This window comes from Streptomyces griseorubiginosus (assembly GCF_001514195.1).
Classification (GTDB): domain Bacteria; phylum Actinomycetota; class Actinomycetes; order Streptomycetales; family Streptomycetaceae; genus Streptomyces; species Streptomyces griseorubiginosus.
Genome location: NZ_KQ948743.1, coordinates 177,296 through 194,375, shown reverse-complemented (window position 1 = coordinate 194,375; position 17,080 = coordinate 177,296). Strand labels below are relative to the sequence as shown.

Sequence of the window (17,080 nt, the reverse complement as noted above, 5' to 3'; positions counted from 1 at the left end):
CGGACGTCAGCCCATCGAACCGGCCCCGACCCTTCCCGCATCCCACAGACGGACCACGCCCTCGACGAGTTCAAGGAACTGCCCGGCGCTCGCGTGATGACGGGTGGGAGAGATCCCGGGGACGGTCCCCAGGAGTTCCCCCTGTTCCGGATCCCAGATCGACAGACCGCTCGCCCCGCCGCTGAAGAGACGCGTGCCGTCGCTGAAGAACGGGCCGACCGGGCCCTCGAACGCCAGGAGTTCCACTGCCATCCCGTGTTCGTCGGTGCGAGTCGTGTCGAAGATCCGTGCGCCGGGCAGCATCTCCTCGTCGTCGTCGCCGAGTCCCTCGACGGCTATCCGGACGGAGTCGATCCAGGTCATGGCGTGGTTCCAGTAGTACGCACGGTCGCACACGTTGACCCGGCTCGGGCCGTCCTCGGACTCCCACTTGTTGTCCCCGATCCAGTGGTCGAGGTTCCACACGGACGGCAAGCCGATCGGATGCCACACCCAGCCGTCGTCCAGGATCCGCTTACCGTCGGGGCTCACATACAGGGCGCCGTGAAAGTAGTCGAGGTAATGCTCCGGCAGGGGTCCCCGCTCCGGCGGCTCAGGGAGAGACCTGTCCGTCAGCAGCGACCCCGTTCGCGCGTCCGACACGTCCAGGCGGTTCCATTCCGTGCGGTGGATCACCACGCAGCGCCCACGGCTCTGCCCGAACGCCAGCGAGAACGGCACGGTCTCCTGGTGGCCGCCGTCGTTCTCCAGGTCCAGCGTGATCTCACCGGCCCGCAGGTCGAGCACCTCCCCGAACCGGCCGTAGTCGTTGACCACCGCGGCGAACCTGCCGTCGTGGGAGGCGTGCAGGTGCCTGCGCAGCTGACGGCCGTCGAAGGGATCGTGGTCGGGTTCCTCCGGGACGGTGGTGGTCGCGACGGCCTCGTGACGGCCGGTCGCCACGTCCCAACGGCTGATTGTGCCGTCTTCGCCCAGCGCCAACCAAGCGGGCCGCGCACCGTCGTGCACCGGTGCCAGATCGACGATCACTCCCAAGCCGGACGGCACCGCCACTTCGCGAACGACGTCGTAGCCACCAGTCACGCTGACCCCCCACAGCCCCGGAACCGAACCGACAGCATAACCAGGCGTGTTGGAGCTCCTCACCGCGCGTCCCACGCACCGCCCGTGCCGCCCGCGGACGCCGAGACCCGGCGTCCGCGATCAGTGATTCCGCGGTGATTCGGTGTGCATCACGCAATGCCGGTCGCCGTAGTCGTCAGCAACTCACGTACGAGCGCTGCCACTTGCTCCACCTCGATCAGGAAGCCGTCATGTCCGTAGGAGGATTCGATCAGTCGGAGATCGTCGGCTGAGGGGATGCCCGCGGCCAACTCCGCCTGCTGCGACGGCGGATAGAGGCGGTCGGAGTCGACGCCGGCCACCAGCGTGGGGGCCGTCACCCGGCGCAGCGCGGCGCGCAGGCCGCCACGGTCCCTGCCGACGTCGTGACTGTTCATGGCCTCGGACAGGACGACGTAGCTGCCGGCGTCGAAGCGGCGCACCAACTTGGCCGCGTGATGGTCGAGATAGGACTCGACCTGGTACCGGCCGCCCCTCCAGGGATCCTCCGTGGCCTGGGGCGTGCGGCCGAAGCGGACGGCGAGTTCCGGCTCGCTGCGGTAGCTGACGTGCGCGAGCCGCCGGGCCAGACCGAGCCCAGTGTGCGGCCCGCGGCCGGTGTCGTGGTAGTCGCCGCCCTGCCAGTGCGGATCGGAACGGATGGCGTGCAACTGGATGCCGGACAGGGCGATCTGCTCGGCGCTCGCCGCTGCCGTCGTCGCGAGCAGCAGCAAGGCCCCCGTGCGCTGCGGATGCGTGACGGCCCACTCCAGTGCCCGCATGCCGCCCATCGAGCCGCCCACCACCAGCGCCCACCGGTCGATCCCCAGCGCGTCGGCCAGGCCGGTCTCGGCCGCGACCTGGTCGCGCTGGGTCAGGAAGGGAAAGCCGCCGCCCCAGGGGCGGCCGCCCGCGGCGAGAGAGGACGGCCCGGTACTGCCCTGGCAGCCGCCGAGAACGTTCGGTGCCACGACGAACCAGCGGTCCGTGTCCAGGGCCCGCCCAGGCCCGATGAGACCGTCCCACCAGCCGGGCGTCGGGTGCCCCGGACCGGCGGGGCCGGCGACGTGGCTGTCCCCGGTGAGGGCGTGCAGGACGAGAACGGCGTTGGAGGCGTCCGACGACAGCCGTCCCCACGTCTCGAACGCCAGCCGTACGGCGGGCAGTTCACCACCGGCTTCCAACGCGAGCGGCTTCTCGCCGGCGTACCACTGGCGGCGCCCGGGCGGGTCCCCCTCCCGCCAGGCCCCGGTGGCCGGCGGGAGGGGGACCTCGGAAGGCGTCGGTACGGTGTTCAGGACGCGCCCTTGGCCGCGCGGAACCCCGCCTCCAGGTCGGCCTTGAGGTCGGCGAGGTTCTCGATGCCGACCGACAGCCGCACCAGCCCGGGGGAGGTGCCGGTGGCCGCCAACTGCGCCTCGTCGAGCTGGCTGTGGGTGGTGGACGCCGGATGGATGATGAGGCTGCGGACGTCACCGATGTTGGCGAGGTGGCTGAACAGCTCGACGGCGTCCACGAACCGCCTGCCCGCCTCGACCCCGTCCCGCAGCTCGAAGGAGACGATGGCACCGGCACCGCGCGGCAGGTACTTCTGTCCCGCCTCGTACCAGCGGCTGGACTCGAGTCCCGGATAGTGGACGGCCGCGACCTCGTCGCGCTGCTCCAGCCACTGCGCCAGCGCCAAGGCGTTCGAGGAGTGCCGCTCGATGCGCAGGCTCAGCGTCTCCACGCCCTGGAGCAGCAGGAACGCGGAGTGCGGGGAGAGCGCCGGGCCGAGGTCGCGCAGCAGCTGCACTCGCAGCTTGATGGCGAAGGCGCCGGGCCCGAGGGCGGGCCAGTACTGGAGGCCGTGGTAGCTGGGGTCGGGCTCGGTGAAGTCGGGGAAGCGGTCGGCGTGGGCGCCGAAGTCGAAGGTGCCGCCGTCCACGACGACACCCGCGATGGCGGTGCCGTGACCGCCGAGGAACTTGGTCGCCGAGTGCACGACGATGTCGGCCCCGTGCTCAAGGGGCCGCAGCAGGTAGGGGGTCGGGACCGTGTTGTCCACGATCAGCGGCACCCCGGCCTCGTGCGCCACGTCCGCGACCGCCCGCACGTCGAGCACGTTGCCGCGCGGGTTGCCCAGCGTCTCGGCGAACAGCGCCTTGGTGTTCGGCCGGATCGCCGCCCGCCATGCCTCGACGTCGTCCGGGTCGTCGACGAAGGACACCTCGATGCCGAACTTGGGCAGTGTGTGCCGGAACAGGTTGTAGGTGCCGCCGTACAGCGAGGTGCTGGAGACGACGTGGTCACCCGCGCTCGCGAGCGTCAGGATCGCGAGGGTCTCCGCGGCCTGCCCGGAGGAGAGCGCCACGGCTGCGACTCCGCCTTCCAGGGCGGCGATCCGCTGCTCGAAGACGTCCTGCGTGGGGTTGTGGATACGGGTGTAGATGTTGCCGGGCTCGGCCAGCGAGAACAGGTCGGCGGCGTGCTGGGTGTCGCGGAAGACGAACGAGGTCGTCTGGTAGATGGGCGTGGCGCGGGCGCCGGTCGTCGGATCGGGTGCCGCTCCGGCGTGGATCTGCCTGGTCTCGAACGACCAGGCGGAGGTGTCGGGTCCTGCGGGTGTCTCGTCGGGGGTGTGGCCGGCGGTGACGGAGTCGAGTGGCTGGCTCATGGTGTTGCTCCCGGTGCGGAGGGTGAGGGTGCGAAGGCGTGCGGGAACCGCGACGCTGCGGACCGCCGCCAGGAAGTGGGCGGCGGTCAGCGTGAAACGGAGAGAGTGAGAAAGATGGTGCTCAGAAGCCGGAGCGCGGCGTCAGCTCGCGGCGTGACAACCCGTGGTGGTGACACGCACGTAGTCCACGTGGCGGCGGGTCACAAGCACGGTCATGGAGCCAGATAACCACAACGACGGTTCCGTGGCACCGGCATGAGCAGGATGTCTCACGTCGTGGGACGGGTCGAGAGGAGGTTCGCCGAACTCCTGGGAGCCGGAGCCACGTTCGGGCCGGTGCCCGGCAGTCCTGCGCTCGGCGACGATCATCACGACCGTGGGGACGCGGTTGGTTGCCTGGTCGTCCGCCGGTGCAGTTCCACGGCCAGCGGTGTGGCGGTGAACATCGAGGAGTAGGTGCCCACCGCGAGACCGATGAGGAGTGCCAGGGCGAAGTCGGTCAGGGTGTCGCCGCCGAGGACGGCCAGCGAGGTGAGGATGAACGCGGCGCCCATCCCGGTGTTGACGGTGCGGGGCAGGGTCTGCAGCAGTGCCAGGGTGGCGACACGGTCGAAGGGCAGTCTCCGGTCCCCGCGGCCGAGTTCCCTGACGCGGTCGAAGACGACGACGGAGTCGTTGACCGAGTAGCCGATGACGGTCAGCAGCGCGGCCAGGAAGACACCGTCGATGCTCTTGCCGAGCCAGGCGAAGACACCGACGAGGATCGCGACGTCGTGGGCCAGCGCGGCGACCGCGGACGTGCCCAGCAGCCAGCGGAAACGGGCCGCGAGGTAGACGAGTTGAGCGCCGAGGGCGACGACCAGGGCGACGACGGCGCCTCGGCGCAGTTCCTCGCCGAGGCTGGGGCCGATGGCTTCGTCACGGACCTTGTCGGCTCGCTCTGTCAGACCGGCGACGGTGTCGGTGACGGCGGCCGCCTGCGTGTTGTCCAGGTGGTGCGTGCGAACGGTGAGCCGGTTCTCACCGGAGGTCTGGACGACGGCTTGCGGGAACCCGGCGTCGGCGAGCGCGGTGCGGGCCCGGCCGGGGTCGACGGGCGTGTCCGTGCTGTATTCGATGAGCCGGCCGCCGGTGAACTCGACGCCGAAGTCGAGGCCTCGCGCGGCGATGCCGGAGACGGCCAGGACCAGCACGGCCGCGGAGACGGCCAGCCAGCGGCGCGGGTGCCGCATCAGGTCCGGGTTCCTCCGGCCGAGACGGTCGCGGACGGCGCCGGTGTGCGCGATGCCCGTCAGCCGGGGGCGACGGCGCAGACGAGGACGGGCGACGGCGAACTCGGCCAGGGCACGGGTGATGACCAGCGCGCTCACCATGGACGCCAGGACGCCGATGCCCAGCGTGACGCCGAACCCGCGCACCGGCCCGGATGCCAGGAAGAAGAGCAGACCGGCCGCGATGAGGGTGGTGACGTTGGAGTCGGCGATCGCGCTGAAGGCCCTGCGGAACCCGGCGTTCAGCGACGACCGCGGGGTGCGGCGGGGGCCCGAGGCGTACTCCTCACGGGCACGTTCGAACACGAGCACGTTGGCGTCGACGGCCATACCGATGGCCAGCACGAATCCGGCGAGGCCAGGCAGCGTGAGGGTGGCTCCGAGGGCGGCGAGGGCGGCGTACGAGATGAGGCCGTAGGAGAGGAGCGCCACGGTCGCAAGGAGTCCCACGAGCCGGTAGACGACGATGATGAACAGCGAGGTCAGCGCGGTGCCGATGACGGCCGCCCAGGCGCTGGCCGTGATGGCCTCGGAGCCCAGGGTGGGGCCGACGGTGCGCTGCTCGACAGTCTCCACCGGCACCGGTAGCGCGCCGCCGCTGATGAGCAGGGCGAGCTCCTTGGCTTCGCTGTCGTCGAAGGAGCCGGTGATCTGCGTGGAGCCGCCGCCGATGCCGGAGCGGCAGGCGACGGACGGGTCGACCTGCGGCGAAGAGATGATCTTGTCGTCGAGGACGATGGCGACCCGGCGACCCGGTTCCCCCGCAGGATGGCAGGCCGCCTCGCCGGTCAGCCGGGCCCACCCCTTCTCGCCCGCGCCCTTGAAGTCGACGCTCACGTGCCATCCGCCGCCCTGGGGATCGAAGCGGGCGGCTGCCTTCTCGACGTCCTTGCCGGTCAGCGCGGCCGGCTCCAGGCGCAGCGACTGCCCGGACTCGTCCGGCAGCACCGTCCCGCGGGGGCGCTCGGGCAGCGGTTCGGGGGAGTCGTCGGTGCCGCCCACCGGGTGGAAGGCGAGCCGGGCGGTGCGGCCGAGGACGTCGGCCGCCTTGCGGGGATCCTGGAGTCCGGGGAGTTCGACGATGATCCGGTCGCTGCCGGAGCGGGTGATCGAGGGTTCGGCGACACCCAGGGCGTCGACCCGGCCGCGCAGCACCTCCACCGTGCGGTCCGTGGCCTCGCCGTCGGCCTCGCCGTCGGTCGTGGGTCGGGTCTCCAGCACGATCTGGGTGCCGCCTCGCAGATCGAGTCCGAGATGGACGGGCACGGTGAGCGCGACATACAGGGAAAGGGCGACAGCGGCGAGGGCGATCAGTCCTCTGACGCGTGCGGATCGGTTCACGGGACGGTGCACGGGGGCCTCCGGCGAGCACACCCCGGCCGAGACGGTGGCCACGGCCGGGGGAAGGAAAGGACAGAGCTCAGATGCCGGAGGGGGAGGGCGGCGCCCGTCCCGCGTGACGGAATGCCGCCCGTGCGGGCGGGCACTCCGTTGTCGCCACGGGCGGCATGGGCTGGAGCAGATCGGGGGCCGCGAGGGGCGTCGGGCACGGCGCGGTACCAGGTGGTGCATGGCGTTCGCCGGTGACCTCCGCCTGACTGCGCACGGCGGCGGGGGAGACCGCTGGTTCTGCGGCTTCCAGGTGGGCTTGGGCGGAGGCCGGTTCGGATCCGGCCACGACCACCGGGTTGCTTGCGGTACGGCTCTGCGCAGCGCCCGGGAGGGCCGAGCCGAGCAGGGTGAGGAAGACAGCGAGCACGACGGCCCGTACGGCAGCAGCCGCCCCCGGGTTCCGCATGCGCGAAACGGCGTACGCGGAACGGGCCATCCCTGCTCCTCCTTCCCTGTCCGAGGTGTCGTAGCGGCAGAACTGCCCCTGCCGGCCCGCCTGTTCAGGCCTCGATGAGTCCGGCGCGGATGGCATAGCGGGTGAGTTGCAGACGGTCACGCATGCCGAGCTTGTGCAGCAGGTTCTCCCGGTGCCGGTGGACGGTCTTGATGCTGATGAAGAGCAGCTCGGCGATCTCCTTGGAGGAGTGGCCCTCGGCCACCAGCTTGAGGACCTCCTCCTCGCGCGGGGTCAGCACCTGCTCGGGCGGTTGTTCGCCGTCGCGGACCCGGTCGAGGTAGGTGCGGATCAGGGCGGTGACCGCGCCCGGATACAGGAAGGGCTCGTCGCGCATGGCAGCTCGACAGGCCGCCACGAGATCGCGGTCGGCCACGGACTTGAGCACGTATCCGTCGGCCCCGGCCCTGAGCGCCTGGAAGAAGTACTGCTCGTTGTCGTGCATCGTCAGCATCAGCACGCGCAGGCCGGGGTTGCGCGCGACGAGTTCGCGGGTGGCCTGGAGGCCGGTCATCCGGGGCATGGCGATGTCCATCACCGCCAGGTCGATCGCGTGGGTACGGGCCAGTTCGACGGCCTCCGCCCCGTCGCCCGCCTCTGCGACGACCTCGAGGTCGGGCTCCCGGTCGAGGATGAGCCGCACACCGCGGCGTACCAGCGCGTGGTCGTCGGCGAGGAGAATGCGGATCACAGGGGTGTGGGGCGTGGTCATGGCTGCTTCCTGAGGGGCACGGTGAGCCGGACCTCGGTTCCGGCCCGCGGCTGGGAGGTGACGTCGAGCGTGGCTCCGACGAGCAGAGCCCGTTCCCGCATGCCGCGCATACCGGCGCCTTCGGGGGCGGCCTGGGTACCGCGGCCGTCGTCGACGACGGTCAGCACCACCGTCTCGCCGCTGTGCCGCAGGCTCACCTCGACCTTGTCGGCCTCGGCGTGGCGAGCCGCGTTGGTCAGGGCCTCCTGGGCGACGCGGTAGAGCACCAGTTCCGTCTGCTGGTCCAGCGCGGGCAGGCCGGTGTCGAAGCGGCGCATCACACGCAGTGCCACGTGGGTGGCGAACTCGCCGGTCAGCGAGGTCAGGGCGCTGACCAGGCCGAGGTCTTCGAGCACGCCCGGCCGCAGCCGGCGCACCAGACGGCGCACCTCGTCCAGACTGCCCCGGGTGATCTCCTGCATCTGCCGCAGCTCACCGCGCAACGGCTCGTCCGCCTCGTCGGCGGCCCGCTCCAGCGACAGCAGGATCGCCGTCATGCTCTGGCCCACCTCGTCGTGCAGTTCCTGCGCGATGCGACGCCGTTCCGCCTCCTGTGCGGAGAGGGCGCGGGCGCTGCTGGCCGCCCGTTCGTGTTCGAGGCGTTCGAGCATGGCGTTGAAGGTGCGGATCAGTTCGGCGGTCTGACCGTGGCCGCCTTCCGGCAGACGCTGCCCGGGCCGCAGCAGGTCGACCGTGGACATGAGCCGCGTGAGCCGGTCGAGCGGGGCCAGGCCGATGCGCAGCAGGGCCGCGTTGGCGACCAGCATGACGACCAGACCGCCCACGAGGATGACCGCCTCGGTGAGCAGCACCGGCACGGAGACGGTGACCGGAGCCCACAGCAGCAGCGCGGTGGCGCTTCCGAGCACGACCGCGTTGAGGGCGAAGATCCGCCAGAACAGGGACACCGCGACGTCGCCTTTCTCCGTGTGACGCGGTCTGTCCGCACCGTCGGTCACCGCACGATCCGGGCGTGAGCTGTGTCAGCTGGTTCCTGCCCGGCCAACTGCCCAGGCTGCCCGCTGCCGCTCGGGCTGTCGATGGGTGCCAGGCCCCATTTCCCGGGTCCCCATCCGCCCACGTGCCGATGGACCCCGTGCCGGGTCGGAGATGGGTATCGCGCCCGATGGGCTCCGCGCGGCGTCTCGGCCACGGTGGAGGCACGAACACGGCGCCCCGACGGAGTCAGCAGGGCGCCCGGACGGAGCCCGCCGTTCGGCTGCCTCCTCACGGAAAGAAGGATCTGCCATGTCCCTCGACGTGCCCCGGGCCGAAACCCGTCCCGAGCGGCTGACGGCCCACGAGGCCCTCCAGCGCCTCGAACACGAACGCACCTCCCGGCTCACCCAGCTGCGGGCGATCGAGGAGGGCCGGGCCGACGCGGAGGACCAGGTGATCGCCACGCAGAGGGACACCGTCCGGCGGGTCCTCGCCGAGGTGGAGGCGGCCGTCGCCCGCCTGGGTGACGGCAGCTACGGCATCTGCGGCGGCTGTTCCCGGCCGATCCCCGTGGAGCGGCTGGAGATCCTGCCGTACACGCGGTTCTGCGTGCCCTGCCAACGGAAGGCCGCCGGCTGACGAGGGTCCGTCGGACCCCGCCGAACCCGAACGCGCCCTGCCTGTTGGACCCGCCGAACCCGAACGCGCGCTGCCTGTTGGACCCGCCGAACCCGAACGCGCGCTGCCCGTCGGACTCGTAGGACTCCCCGTCCGTCGGACCCGTAGGACTCCCCGTCCGTCGGACCCGCCGGACTTTCCTGTTCCGCTCTGCTGAGGGGGTGACCTGGTGAACCACCAGATCGTCGACGACCAGAACACCGAGCTGTCGGCCGAGGACCTCGCCGCACTGCGCGAGAACCTGCACGAGCAACGCCGGTTCCGCCAGGAGCAACTGCACCAGCTCGCAGCCGCCGCCGCGTCCCGTGCCGACGCGCTGCCCGCCCGCCGCTCCACCGCCCAACTCGAAGTGAGCGTGAAGCTCGCGGCCTCCGCGCGTCTGGTCCTGGCCGACGTGGAAGCCGCCCTCACCCGCATGGACCTGGGTCGCTACGGCACGTGCCACCTGTGCCGCGGGCCGATCGCCCGAGTACGACTGCTGATCGTGCCGCAGGCCCGCTTCTGCGCGCGTTGCCAACAGGTCAAGGAGGCAGGCCGATGACCACCCTGGCCAAGCGCCGCCCCGCGCCTCCCCGGCACCGCTCATGGCCCTGGTGCCGACTCTGTTCCGGCATCGCCCTCGACCTGGGCAGCACCCGCACCCGCGCCTGGACGTCCGGGAGGCGCACGATCCTCGACGTGCCCACGGTCACCTTTCCGGCATCCCCGGGCGAGGACGCCACGTGCCCCATCCAGCGCGGGACCATCGTGGACACGCCCGGAACTGCCCGGATGCTCGACCGGCTGCTCGCCCCCCGCCTGCCCCGCCACGGCCGTCCCCTGCTCATCCTGACCACGCCCGTCCTCGGCGGCGTCGCCTACCGTGCCGAAGCCCGCACCGCGGTCGAGGTCCTGCGCCCCCGCACCGTGCTGACCGTCCCCACCGCACGTGCGGTGGCCGTGGCTGCAAAAGCCGACTTGGCCCGCCCGCTGCTCGTCGTGGACCTCGGCGCCCATCTCACCGAGGTGACGCTCCTCGTCGACGGCGCGGTGACCGACGCCCGCCGGACCGCCCTGGGCACCAGCGACCTGGACGACCGCACCGCGCCCACCCGGATCACCGACGCGGTGGTCGCCATGGTGACCGGCATGCTGGACCAGGACCACACGCCCCACACACTGCACGCCCTGCGCCGAGGGACACTTCTCGCCGGAGGCGGTGCCCTGCGCGCAGACCTCACCGGCCCTCTCGGCGAAGGGCTGCGGGCTCCGGTCCGGCCGGTCCGCGCTCCTCACACCGCGGCGGTCCGCGGCGCCGCTCAACTCCTGCGAGCGGCACACGCCCACCCGTCCTCCACCCAAGCCTCCGACGCCCCGCGGCACCGCCCCCTTCACGGGGCGCTGTAGGCACACGGCGAGGTCGGCGCGCGCCCGCGCCGAGGACGAAAGGAGAAACACCGTGGCTCGCGCCACACCTCCAGAACCCGCTCCCGAGGAACTCCCTCGGGTCCTGCTGTGGCGATGGCGGCGCAACCCTCTGCGCCGGGCCACGGATCTCGCCCAGGCATGGATCGGCCTCGGCCTCTTCCTGGCCGTGCTGGCAGCCCTTCCGGTCGCCATGATCATGGTCGGGGACACGGCTCACGCCCACTGGACGACAACCGCCCGGCACCAGATGGCGACGCGGCACGACCTCCCCGCCGTCCTGGTTCACGACGCCCCCCGTCACCCGGAGCCGGGTTCGGACGAGGCGGAGAAGGCCCTGTACCCGGCCACCGTCCGCTTCACCGACCCCCGAGGACACACCCGCACGGCCGAGACCGACGTCGAACCCGGCCTCACCGCGGGGAGCACCGTCCGCGTATGGGTCACCGCCGGGGGAGAGCTCACGGACGCTCCCCTGACCCCCGAACAGGTCCGTGATCGCGCCATGGGCTGCGCCGTCCTGGCAGCCATGACCGTGGGCCTGCTCGGCGCGGCCGCCTACGCGTACGCCGACCACCGGCTCGAACGGCTCAACCTGGCGCGGTGGGAAGCAGCTTGGGCTCGGACCGCGCCGCGGTGGACTGCGTCGCGCTGACTCGCGGTGGACCGGGAGACCGTGGCAACGTAGGTGGGTGCGGTGCTGCGGAGTCACCCCGCCGGAGGTACGGGCTGCGGCCCGACACCTCGGCTCCCGCCGGGTGTTCCGTCCGGCGCGAAGGCGTGAGGGTAGGCGAAGCCGTGCGGCGCGGAGCCGTGCTCGTGCAGGTGTTCCAGCCGGGAAACCCCGTCCTGCCAGGTGGGTGTCACCTCGTCGGGGAGCCACCAGAACACGTGACTCGGGTGCCCCGTCCTGTCGAACCAGTCGTGACGCCGGTTCAGCGCCGCGCGGTGCAGGCCGCTGTAGACGGCGTCGCGGGCGGACCGCAGGTCGGTCCAGAGCGAGAGCGTCGCGGCCAGGGCGATGTCCTCCACGGTACGGCCCTTGCTGTACCAGTTCGGTACGACGAACTCTCCCCACACCCCCCAGTCCAGGTCGAAGTGCGAGCCGGTTCCGCCTTCAGCGACTTCGGCGTGCGCCAGATAGCCCGGGTGGTGACCGATCTGCTGGTAGACGGGCCCGGCGCTGTCGTGGAACTCGCGGGTGAGCGGTGCGGGATCAGCCAGTGGTGACTTCAGGACACCGAAGGTGTACAGAGCAAGATGGGGCATGCGTCTCTCCCTGATCAGGGTGTCATCGCGGGTGGCTCAGCCGGAAGGAACTCCTGTGCGACCGTGTGCGATCGCCGAGGACCAGGTGAAGCTAGCCGCTCCGGCAGACCATGTCCAAGTTGCGTTTTTCGTGCTCAAGTGGCCTCCCGGTACCGGGGGTTGTGACGCTGGGGGAGGGCAGACCACCTCAGCCGAAGAAGGAGGCACTCAAGGTGACGGACACACCGATCCGGCGGATCGCGGCGCTGGGAAGCTCGTACGCCGCGGGTCCCGGCATCGAACCGGTCGCCGACCGCCGGGCGAACCGTTCGGCACGGAACTACCCGCACCTGCTGGCCGAACGGCTCGGTGCCGAACTCACCGATCTCACCGTGAGCGGAGCGACCACGGACACGATCACCACCACGCCCCAACGCGTGCTGCTCCACACCTTCGCGCCTCAGGTGGCCGGCCTGCCGGAGGACGCCGACCTGGTGACGATCACCGCCGGTGGCAACGACCTCGGCTACATCGGCAGCATGGTGCGGCTCGGTGTGGCGGGCCGCTTCTCGTCCCGTGCCCTCACCCGGCCGTTGGGCACCGTCTTGCAGCGGACGGGTGTGCCGCGGCCGTCGCAGGCGGATGTCGACCGGGCGGCTGCCGGTCTCGCCGGGGTCGTGGAGGAGACCCGCCGCACAGCCGCGCATGCGCGGGTGCTTCTGGTCGACTACCTCACCGTGGTCGGACCCGACACCCATGACAGCCGCGCGACCCCTTTCGACGCGGCGACTCTGGATGACTTCCGCAGGCTGGGCGATCAGGTCGCCGACGTCTTCACCCGAGCCGCCGCCCGCTCCGGCGCGGAACTCGTCGCGATGCGGCAGCGCAGTCGCGAGCACGGTCTCGGCTCGCTCGAACCATGGGTGACCGGACTGCCCGAGCGACTCCGCCCTTCCTCCGTCGCCGGAGCCTTCCATCCCAACGGCGCCGGAATGAGCGCTGTGGCGGACGCGATCGCCGAGCACCTGTAGTGGCCGTCCGCTCGAACATCCCCCGACCGCCACTTGCCGGGGACGGCAGAGAACCAGCCGGATCCAGGCCGACATAGGGTGGTATCCCGTCCGCCAGACGCGCCTGGACAGAAGGAAGCGCCCTTGCTCGCCAACTCGTCGGTTCTGGCAGCCGGAAGGCGTCATTCGGTCGCACGGTGCTGGGACGGGACCGTTCTCGTCGTGGGCAGGACGACAGCCGGCGAAGGTCGTGTCGAGCGATGGGAGGACGTCGTCGCGGTGGCAGCCGGCCATGTCCATACGGCGCCGAACACGGGTAGGTCCCATACGGTGGGACTCCGGTCGGACGGCACGGTGTTGGCGACGGGGTGGAACGGCGACGGGCAGTGTGAGGTCGGCGGATGGCGAGACGTCACGGCTGTGGCGGCAGGCTGGCGTCGCACCCTCGGGTTACTGGCGAACGGCCGGGTTCTGGCGGTGGGCCGGGCCTCGGAAGGGCAGTGCGAGGTGCGGTCCTGGCGCGAGATGGTCGACCTCTCGTGTGGTGACTGGCACTCGGTGGGCGTCCGCTCCGACGGTTCCGCGCTGGCCTCGGGGAACAACCGGCGAGGCCAGTGCGACGTGGAGGCGTGGCGCGATCTGGCCGCGATCTCTGCCGGTTATCTCCATACCGTCGGTCTGAGAGCCGACGGGCGGGTCGTGGCGACCGGAGAGCGGGCAACCGGGGCGTGTGAGGTCGGCGCGTGGGAGGATGTCGTGGCGTTGGACGCGGGCAGCTACCACACCGTCGGAGTCACAGCCTCCGGGCGGGTCTTGGCCGTGGGTGACGACACCCACGGCCAATGTGACGTCGCTGATTGGCGCGATGTCGTCGCGGTGGCCGCCGGTTCCACACACACCCTGGGCCTGCGGGGCGACGGCACGGTCGTGGCTGCCGGGAACAATGCCGACAGCCAGTGCGAAGTCGGCGCCTGGTCAGGAATCCGCCTTCCGTAGACCAATGCCTCCCTCCGCTGTGTCTCCAGGCTGGTTTCCGGTCCGATCCCGCCTTGTCCTACCGCCTGCTTGACGCGCATCGTGTTTCCTGACTCATCAGATATTCCCCGTCCGTTGCTTCTAATGTCGTGGGCATGACAGACACCTCAGATGCGCGCACCCCTGTAGCGCGCCGTACCGTGCTCATGGCCACCGGAGCCACGGCCGCCGCCCTGGCCTTGGGGTCGGCGGCCGTGAACGAGGCCCCCACAGCCGAGGCGGTCGACACCGCTCCTGTCGCCGCCGCGGCCGTCTGCACCCTCACCCGCGAGATGACTGAGGGTCCCTACTACCTGGATCGGCAGTACGTCCGCTCCGACATCACCGAAGGCAAGACCGGCGTTCCGCTGAAGCTGAACCTCACCGTCGTCGACGCCGACAGCTGCGCACCGCTCCGGAACGCCCTGGTCGAGGTCTGGCAGGCGGACGTGCTCGGGGAGTACTCCGGCTTCGTCGGCGAGAACGGCCACGACGAACCGGACGACGGCACCTTCCTGCGCGGCGGAGTCCTCACCGACGCCGGGGGAGTCGCCGCCCTCACCACGATCTACCCAGGCTGGTACCGCGGCCGCTGCGTGCACATCCACGTCAAGGTCCACACCGGCGTCACGGTCACGCCCGACGGCCACTTCACCGGTGGCCGGGAGATCCACACGGGCCAGCTCTACTTCAAGGAGACGGTCACGGCGGCGGTCGCGCGGCTCGCCCCGTACACGAGCAACAGGGTGCCCCGCACCACCCTCGCCCAGGATTCGATCTACGACGGCGGGGGCGCCGCGTCCGGCCTGCTGACCCTCGCCGCCCTGGGGAGTTCCCCCTCCTCCGGCTACCTGGGCACCCTGACCCTGGGGGTCGACGGCTGACCCTCACCGCATGGCGGCTGGGTGCCACAGCGAGCGTGGTGGCGCCCAGTCGGGTGCGGAAGTACGACGCCGGAGGCGGGCCCTGCCGGAACGCCTGCACCCGCGGGTGAGGCATCCCCTGTCGCTACGGCGTCCTCAACGCGCAAGGCCGATCGCTCGGGAGATCACCGCGTCAAAGGTGCGGTCGGGCAGGATCCGGCGCAGGGCGATCAGCGGGCGGGCGCCGAAGCCCTTGGCGTAACGGGTCCTGGGGCGGCGGGAGGTGACGGCCCTGCCGATGGTGTCGGCGATGACGGAAGGCGGGGAGTTGCGCTTGGCGTTGGCCTCGGAGCGCAGGGCGGAGGCGACGGCGGCGGCCTGGGCCGCGTAGGCGCCGTCGGTGGAGGACTTCTCCAGCTTGTCGGCGGCGATACCGCCCCACTCGGTGGCGATGCCGCCCGGCTCGATGACGACGACGTCGATTCCGAAGGGTTTGGCCTCCACGCGCAGGCAGTCGCTCAGGGCTTCGAGGGCGAACTTGGTGCCGTGGTACCAGCCGCCGAGCGGGGTGTGGACCTTGCCGCCCATCGAGGTGATGTTCACGACGGTTCCCGAACGCTGTGCGCGCATGTGGGGCAGGGCGAGCTGGGTCAGGCGGATCGCGCCGAAGACGTTGACCTCGAACTGGTAGCGGGCCTCCTCCAGCGGAACGTCCTCGAGGGCGCCGTAGGAGCCGTAACCGGCGTTGTTGACGAGCACGTCGATGCGACCGGTCTCGGTGACGATCTTCTCGATGCCGGCCTGCATGGAGGCGTCGTCGGTCACGTCCATGGCCAGGGGGCGGATGCCGCGGTCGGTGAGGCCGTGCAGTCGGTCGGTGCGGCGGGCGGCTCCGTAGACGGTGTAGCCGAGTTCCTGGAGCTTGAGGGCTGTGGCTTCGCCGATGCCCGATGAGGCTCCGGTGACGAGGGCGGTCTTGGCGGGCATGGCGGGTCCTCCGCTAGTAAGATGAACTTCGGTTCAGCATCTATCCTGAACCGTGGTTCACGTTAATGCAAGTGGAGAGGAAGGCAGGCCCGTGCCTCAGGCCAGGGCGCCGCGCGCCGACGCGGTCCGCAACCGGAAGAAGATCCTCGCCGCGGCCGGCGAGCAGATCGCGACGCATGGGCCCGAGGTCGGGATGGACGAGATCGCCGCCGCGGCCGGCGTGGCGGTCGGCACGCTGTACCGGCACTTCCCCACCAAGACCGACCTGGTCGCGGCCGTCGTCGCCGAGCACATCACGCGGGTGGCCGGCGACGCGGAGGAGACCCTCGGACGGGTCACCGCCGGCGCCCGCGCCGTGGACGAGCTGACGGCGTTCCTCGGCCGCCTCGTCGAGGCGTCCGCGACCGACCGGGCGATCAAGGCCGCCGCACAGACCCTGGGCGCGGAGCCCGGCGACCGCACCGACGAGGAGCGCGCCGGGGCAGCCGTCACCGCCCTCATCCGCGCGGGACAGGCCGACGGCGACATTCACCCCGATGTCACCGTCGACGACATCTACCTGCTGTTCTCCACAGCCCCCACCGACCAGCCGCCGGTGGTCCGTGCCCGCTGGCTCACCCTCGTCACCACGGGCCTGACCACCGCCCGGTGAGCGCCCGCGGTCGGGAGGCGATGCGTCTGCAGGCCGCCGGAGGGGCCGAGGAAAACCAGGTCGACGCCGGTCGGCGCCTTACCCGATCATGCGTTCATGCCCCTCAGAGAGACCCTTGCCCGAGTCGACGCGGACCTGGCTGCCGGCCGGGTGCCGGTCGCGCGTCAGCGGCTGCGCGGTCTTGTCTCGTCGTTTCCCTGGGATCTGACGCTCCGTCGGCGTCTGGCCGAGGTGTACCGGCTCTACGGCGACGCCGCCGAGGCCGGACGCTGGATGTTCCTCGAAGAGGACCGCACCGCCGACGAGACCGCTGCCTTCGAAGCGCGGTACCGGTCTGCCGGCCGGCGGATGAGGGCCCTGGCATGGCGCGGCCCGGAGGCGCTGGCTGCCACCTCCTTCGCGGAGCGGCAGCTGGCCGCTCTGCGGACCGTCTGCGCCGAGGAGTTGGGGCGGCCCGTCGACTGGGACGACCCCGCGACCTACGGGGAGGGACGGGAGCAGGACGAGGACGAGCCCTCCGTGCCATGGACGGTCGGCGGCGTGCTCGCGGGTGCCGGCTGCCTGGTCGCGGTCCTCGCGTTTCTCGCGATCTGGGTGAACGGATTGGCCGACCTGTTCGACTGACCGACGCGGAAACCACCGGTCCGCTCACCGGTGGGA

The 17,080-nt window shown here is 71.3% G+C and carries 18 protein-coding genes; 9 read left to right on the top strand and 9 right to left on the bottom strand.

The genetic code is table 11. From position 1 onward, the window contains the following. Positions 1 to 6 precede the first annotated feature (6 nt). The 7 genes from AQJ54_RS34375 to AQJ54_RS34350 all read right to left on the bottom strand — a co-directional run bounded on the left by AQJ54_RS34375 (position 7) and on the right by AQJ54_RS34350 (position 8,533). Positions 7 to 942 carry a WD40 repeat domain-containing protein gene (locus AQJ54_RS34375; RefSeq protein WP_248845492.1) on the bottom strand — a complete coding sequence of 312 codons (936 nt, stop codon included), beginning with the start codon at positions 940 to 942 and terminating at the stop codon, positions 7 to 9. Between the two features lie 290 nt (positions 943 to 1,232). Continuing rightward, complete coding sequence (metX, locus tag AQJ54_RS34370) at positions 1,233 to 2,399, bottom strand: homoserine O-acetyltransferase MetX (protein WP_079070144.1); 1,167 nt, start codon at positions 2,397 to 2,399, stop codon at positions 1,233 to 1,235. Further along, complete coding sequence (locus AQJ54_RS34365) at positions 2,396 to 3,757, bottom strand: bifunctional o-acetylhomoserine/o-acetylserine sulfhydrylase (protein ID WP_079070143.1); 1,362 nt, start codon at positions 3,755 to 3,757, stop codon at positions 2,396 to 2,398. The genes metX and AQJ54_RS34365 overlap by 4 nt, the downstream gene beginning before the upstream one ends. Positions 3,758 to 4,125: 368 nt before the next feature. Next, positions 4,126 to 6,369 carry a protein translocase subunit SecD gene (gene secD, locus AQJ54_RS34360; protein WP_062244414.1) on the bottom strand — a complete coding sequence of 748 codons (2,244 nt, stop codon included), beginning with the start codon at positions 6,367 to 6,369 and terminating at the stop codon, positions 4,126 to 4,128. Positions 6,370 to 6,448: 79 nt separating this feature from the next. Then, entirely contained in the window at positions 6,449 to 6,856 is a 408-nt protein-coding gene (locus AQJ54_RS45825; protein WP_159055590.1) for a hypothetical protein, read from the bottom strand. A 64-nt stretch (positions 6,857 to 6,920) separates the two neighbouring features. After that, positions 6,921 to 7,586 carry a response regulator gene (locus AQJ54_RS34355; RefSeq protein ID WP_062033121.1) on the bottom strand — a complete coding sequence of 222 codons (666 nt, stop codon included), beginning with the start codon at positions 7,584 to 7,586 and terminating at the stop codon, positions 6,921 to 6,923. Then, positions 7,583 to 8,533 (bottom strand): HAMP domain-containing sensor histidine kinase, encoded by a 951-nt coding sequence (locus AQJ54_RS34350; RefSeq protein ID WP_062244411.1) that lies wholly within the window; start codon positions 8,531 to 8,533, stop codon positions 7,583 to 7,585. The genes AQJ54_RS34355 and AQJ54_RS34350 overlap by 4 nt, the downstream gene beginning before the upstream one ends. 340 nt (positions 8,534 to 8,873) lie before the next feature. On the opposite strand from AQJ54_RS34350, the gene AQJ54_RS34345 reads away from it, so the two are divergent. The 4 genes from AQJ54_RS34345 (at position 8,874) to AQJ54_RS34330 (ending at position 11,301) form a co-directional block, all read left to right on the top strand. Continuing rightward, positions 8,874 to 9,203, top strand: a complete 330-nt coding sequence (locus AQJ54_RS34345; RefSeq protein ID WP_062033124.1) for a TraR/DksA family transcriptional regulator — start codon at positions 8,874 to 8,876, stop codon at positions 9,201 to 9,203. 205 nt (positions 9,204 to 9,408) lie between these two features. Beyond that, entirely contained in the window at positions 9,409 to 9,783 is a 375-nt protein-coding gene (locus AQJ54_RS34340) for a TraR/DksA family transcriptional regulator (protein ID WP_062244089.1), read from the top strand. Beyond that, positions 9,780 to 10,628 carry an acetate and sugar kinases/Hsc70/actin family protein gene (locus AQJ54_RS34335; protein ID WP_062033129.1) on the top strand — a complete coding sequence of 283 codons (849 nt, stop codon included), beginning with the start codon at positions 9,780 to 9,782 and terminating at the stop codon, positions 10,626 to 10,628. The genes AQJ54_RS34340 and AQJ54_RS34335 overlap by 4 nt, the downstream gene beginning before the upstream one ends. Positions 10,629 to 10,680: 52 nt before the next feature. Then, complete coding sequence (locus AQJ54_RS34330; protein ID WP_062033132.1) at positions 10,681 to 11,301, top strand: Rv1733c family protein; 621 nt, start codon at positions 10,681 to 10,683, stop codon at positions 11,299 to 11,301. Positions 11,302 to 11,354: 53 nt separating this feature from the next. Here the strand turns inward: AQJ54_RS34330 and AQJ54_RS34325 are convergent, their stop codons facing one another. Further along, on the bottom strand, positions 11,355 to 11,915 hold the full coding sequence (locus AQJ54_RS34325) for a DUF3291 domain-containing protein (RefSeq protein ID WP_062033134.1): 561 nt from the start codon (positions 11,913 to 11,915) through the stop codon (positions 11,355 to 11,357). A 212-nt stretch (positions 11,916 to 12,127) separates the two neighbouring features. On the opposite strand from AQJ54_RS34325, the gene AQJ54_RS34320 reads away from it, so the two are divergent. The 3 genes from AQJ54_RS34320 to AQJ54_RS34310 all read left to right on the top strand — a co-directional run bounded on the left by AQJ54_RS34320 (position 12,128) and on the right by AQJ54_RS34310 (position 14,802). Beyond that, a complete protein-coding gene (locus AQJ54_RS34320; RefSeq protein ID WP_079070142.1) occupies positions 12,128 to 12,925 on the top strand; it encodes an SGNH/GDSL hydrolase family protein in 798 nt (265 codons plus the stop codon). A gap of 123 nt (positions 12,926 to 13,048) precedes the next feature. Further along, positions 13,049 to 13,900, top strand: coding sequence for an RCC1 domain-containing protein (locus tag AQJ54_RS34315; protein ID WP_062244086.1), 852 nt, complete (start codon positions 13,049 to 13,051; stop codon positions 13,898 to 13,900). Between the two features lie 134 nt (positions 13,901 to 14,034). Next, a complete protein-coding gene (locus AQJ54_RS34310) occupies positions 14,035 to 14,802 on the top strand; it encodes an intradiol ring-cleavage dioxygenase (RefSeq protein WP_062244084.1) in 768 nt (255 codons plus the stop codon). A 135-nt stretch (positions 14,803 to 14,937) separates the two neighbouring features. On the opposite strand, the gene AQJ54_RS34305 is transcribed toward AQJ54_RS34310, so the two are convergent. Then, on the bottom strand, positions 14,938 to 15,768 hold the full coding sequence (locus AQJ54_RS34305; RefSeq protein ID WP_062244082.1) for an oxidoreductase: 831 nt from the start codon (positions 15,766 to 15,768) through the stop codon (positions 14,938 to 14,940). A 91-nt stretch (positions 15,769 to 15,859) separates the two neighbouring features. Between AQJ54_RS34305 and AQJ54_RS34300 the strand changes: the two genes are divergently transcribed. Both AQJ54_RS34300 and AQJ54_RS34295 read left to right on the top strand, forming a co-directional pair. Beyond that, positions 15,860 to 16,420 carry a TetR/AcrR family transcriptional regulator gene (locus AQJ54_RS34300; RefSeq protein WP_062244079.1) on the top strand — a complete coding sequence of 187 codons (561 nt, stop codon included), beginning with the start codon at positions 15,860 to 15,862 and terminating at the stop codon, positions 16,418 to 16,420. 96 nt (positions 16,421 to 16,516) lie between these two features. Next, positions 16,517 to 17,044: a DUF6584 family protein gene (locus AQJ54_RS34295; RefSeq protein WP_062244077.1), complete on the top strand. Its 528-nt coding sequence runs from the start codon at positions 16,517 to 16,519 to the stop codon at positions 17,042 to 17,044. The last annotated feature ends 36 nt before the right edge of the window (positions 17,045 to 17,080 follow it).

What these genes read in the sequence shown, in the direction of transcription:
- AQJ54_RS34365 (WP_079070143.1), bottom strand. Translation starts at nt 3,757, where the DNA reads ATGAGCCAGCCACTCGACTCCGTCACCGCCGGCCACACCCCCGACGAG.
- AQJ54_RS45825 (WP_159055590.1), bottom strand. Translation starts at nt 6,856, where the DNA reads ATGGCCCGTTCCGCGTACGCCGTTTCGCGCATGCGGAACCCGGGGGCG.
- AQJ54_RS34355 (WP_062033121.1), bottom strand. Translation starts at nt 7,586, where the DNA reads ATGACCACGCCCCACACCCCTGTGATCCGCATTCTCCTCGCCGACGAC.
- AQJ54_RS34345 (WP_062033124.1), top strand. Translation starts at nt 8,874, where the DNA reads ATGTCCCTCGACGTGCCCCGGGCCGAAACCCGTCCCGAGCGGCTGACG.
- AQJ54_RS34335 (WP_062033129.1), top strand. Translation starts at nt 9,780, where the DNA reads ATGACCACCCTGGCCAAGCGCCGCCCCGCGCCTCCCCGGCACCGCTCA.
- AQJ54_RS34325 (WP_062033134.1), bottom strand. Translation starts at nt 11,915, where the DNA reads ATGCCCCATCTTGCTCTGTACACCTTCGGTGTCCTGAAGTCACCACTG.
- AQJ54_RS34310 (WP_062244084.1), top strand. Translation starts at nt 14,035, where the DNA reads ATGACAGACACCTCAGATGCGCGCACCCCTGTAGCGCGCCGTACCGTG.
- AQJ54_RS34305 (WP_062244082.1), bottom strand. Translation starts at nt 15,768, where the DNA reads ATGCCCGCCAAGACCGCCCTCGTCACCGGAGCCTCATCGGGCATCGGC.
- AQJ54_RS34295 (WP_062244077.1), top strand. Translation starts at nt 16,517, where the DNA reads ATGCCCCTCAGAGAGACCCTTGCCCGAGTCGACGCGGACCTGGCTGCC.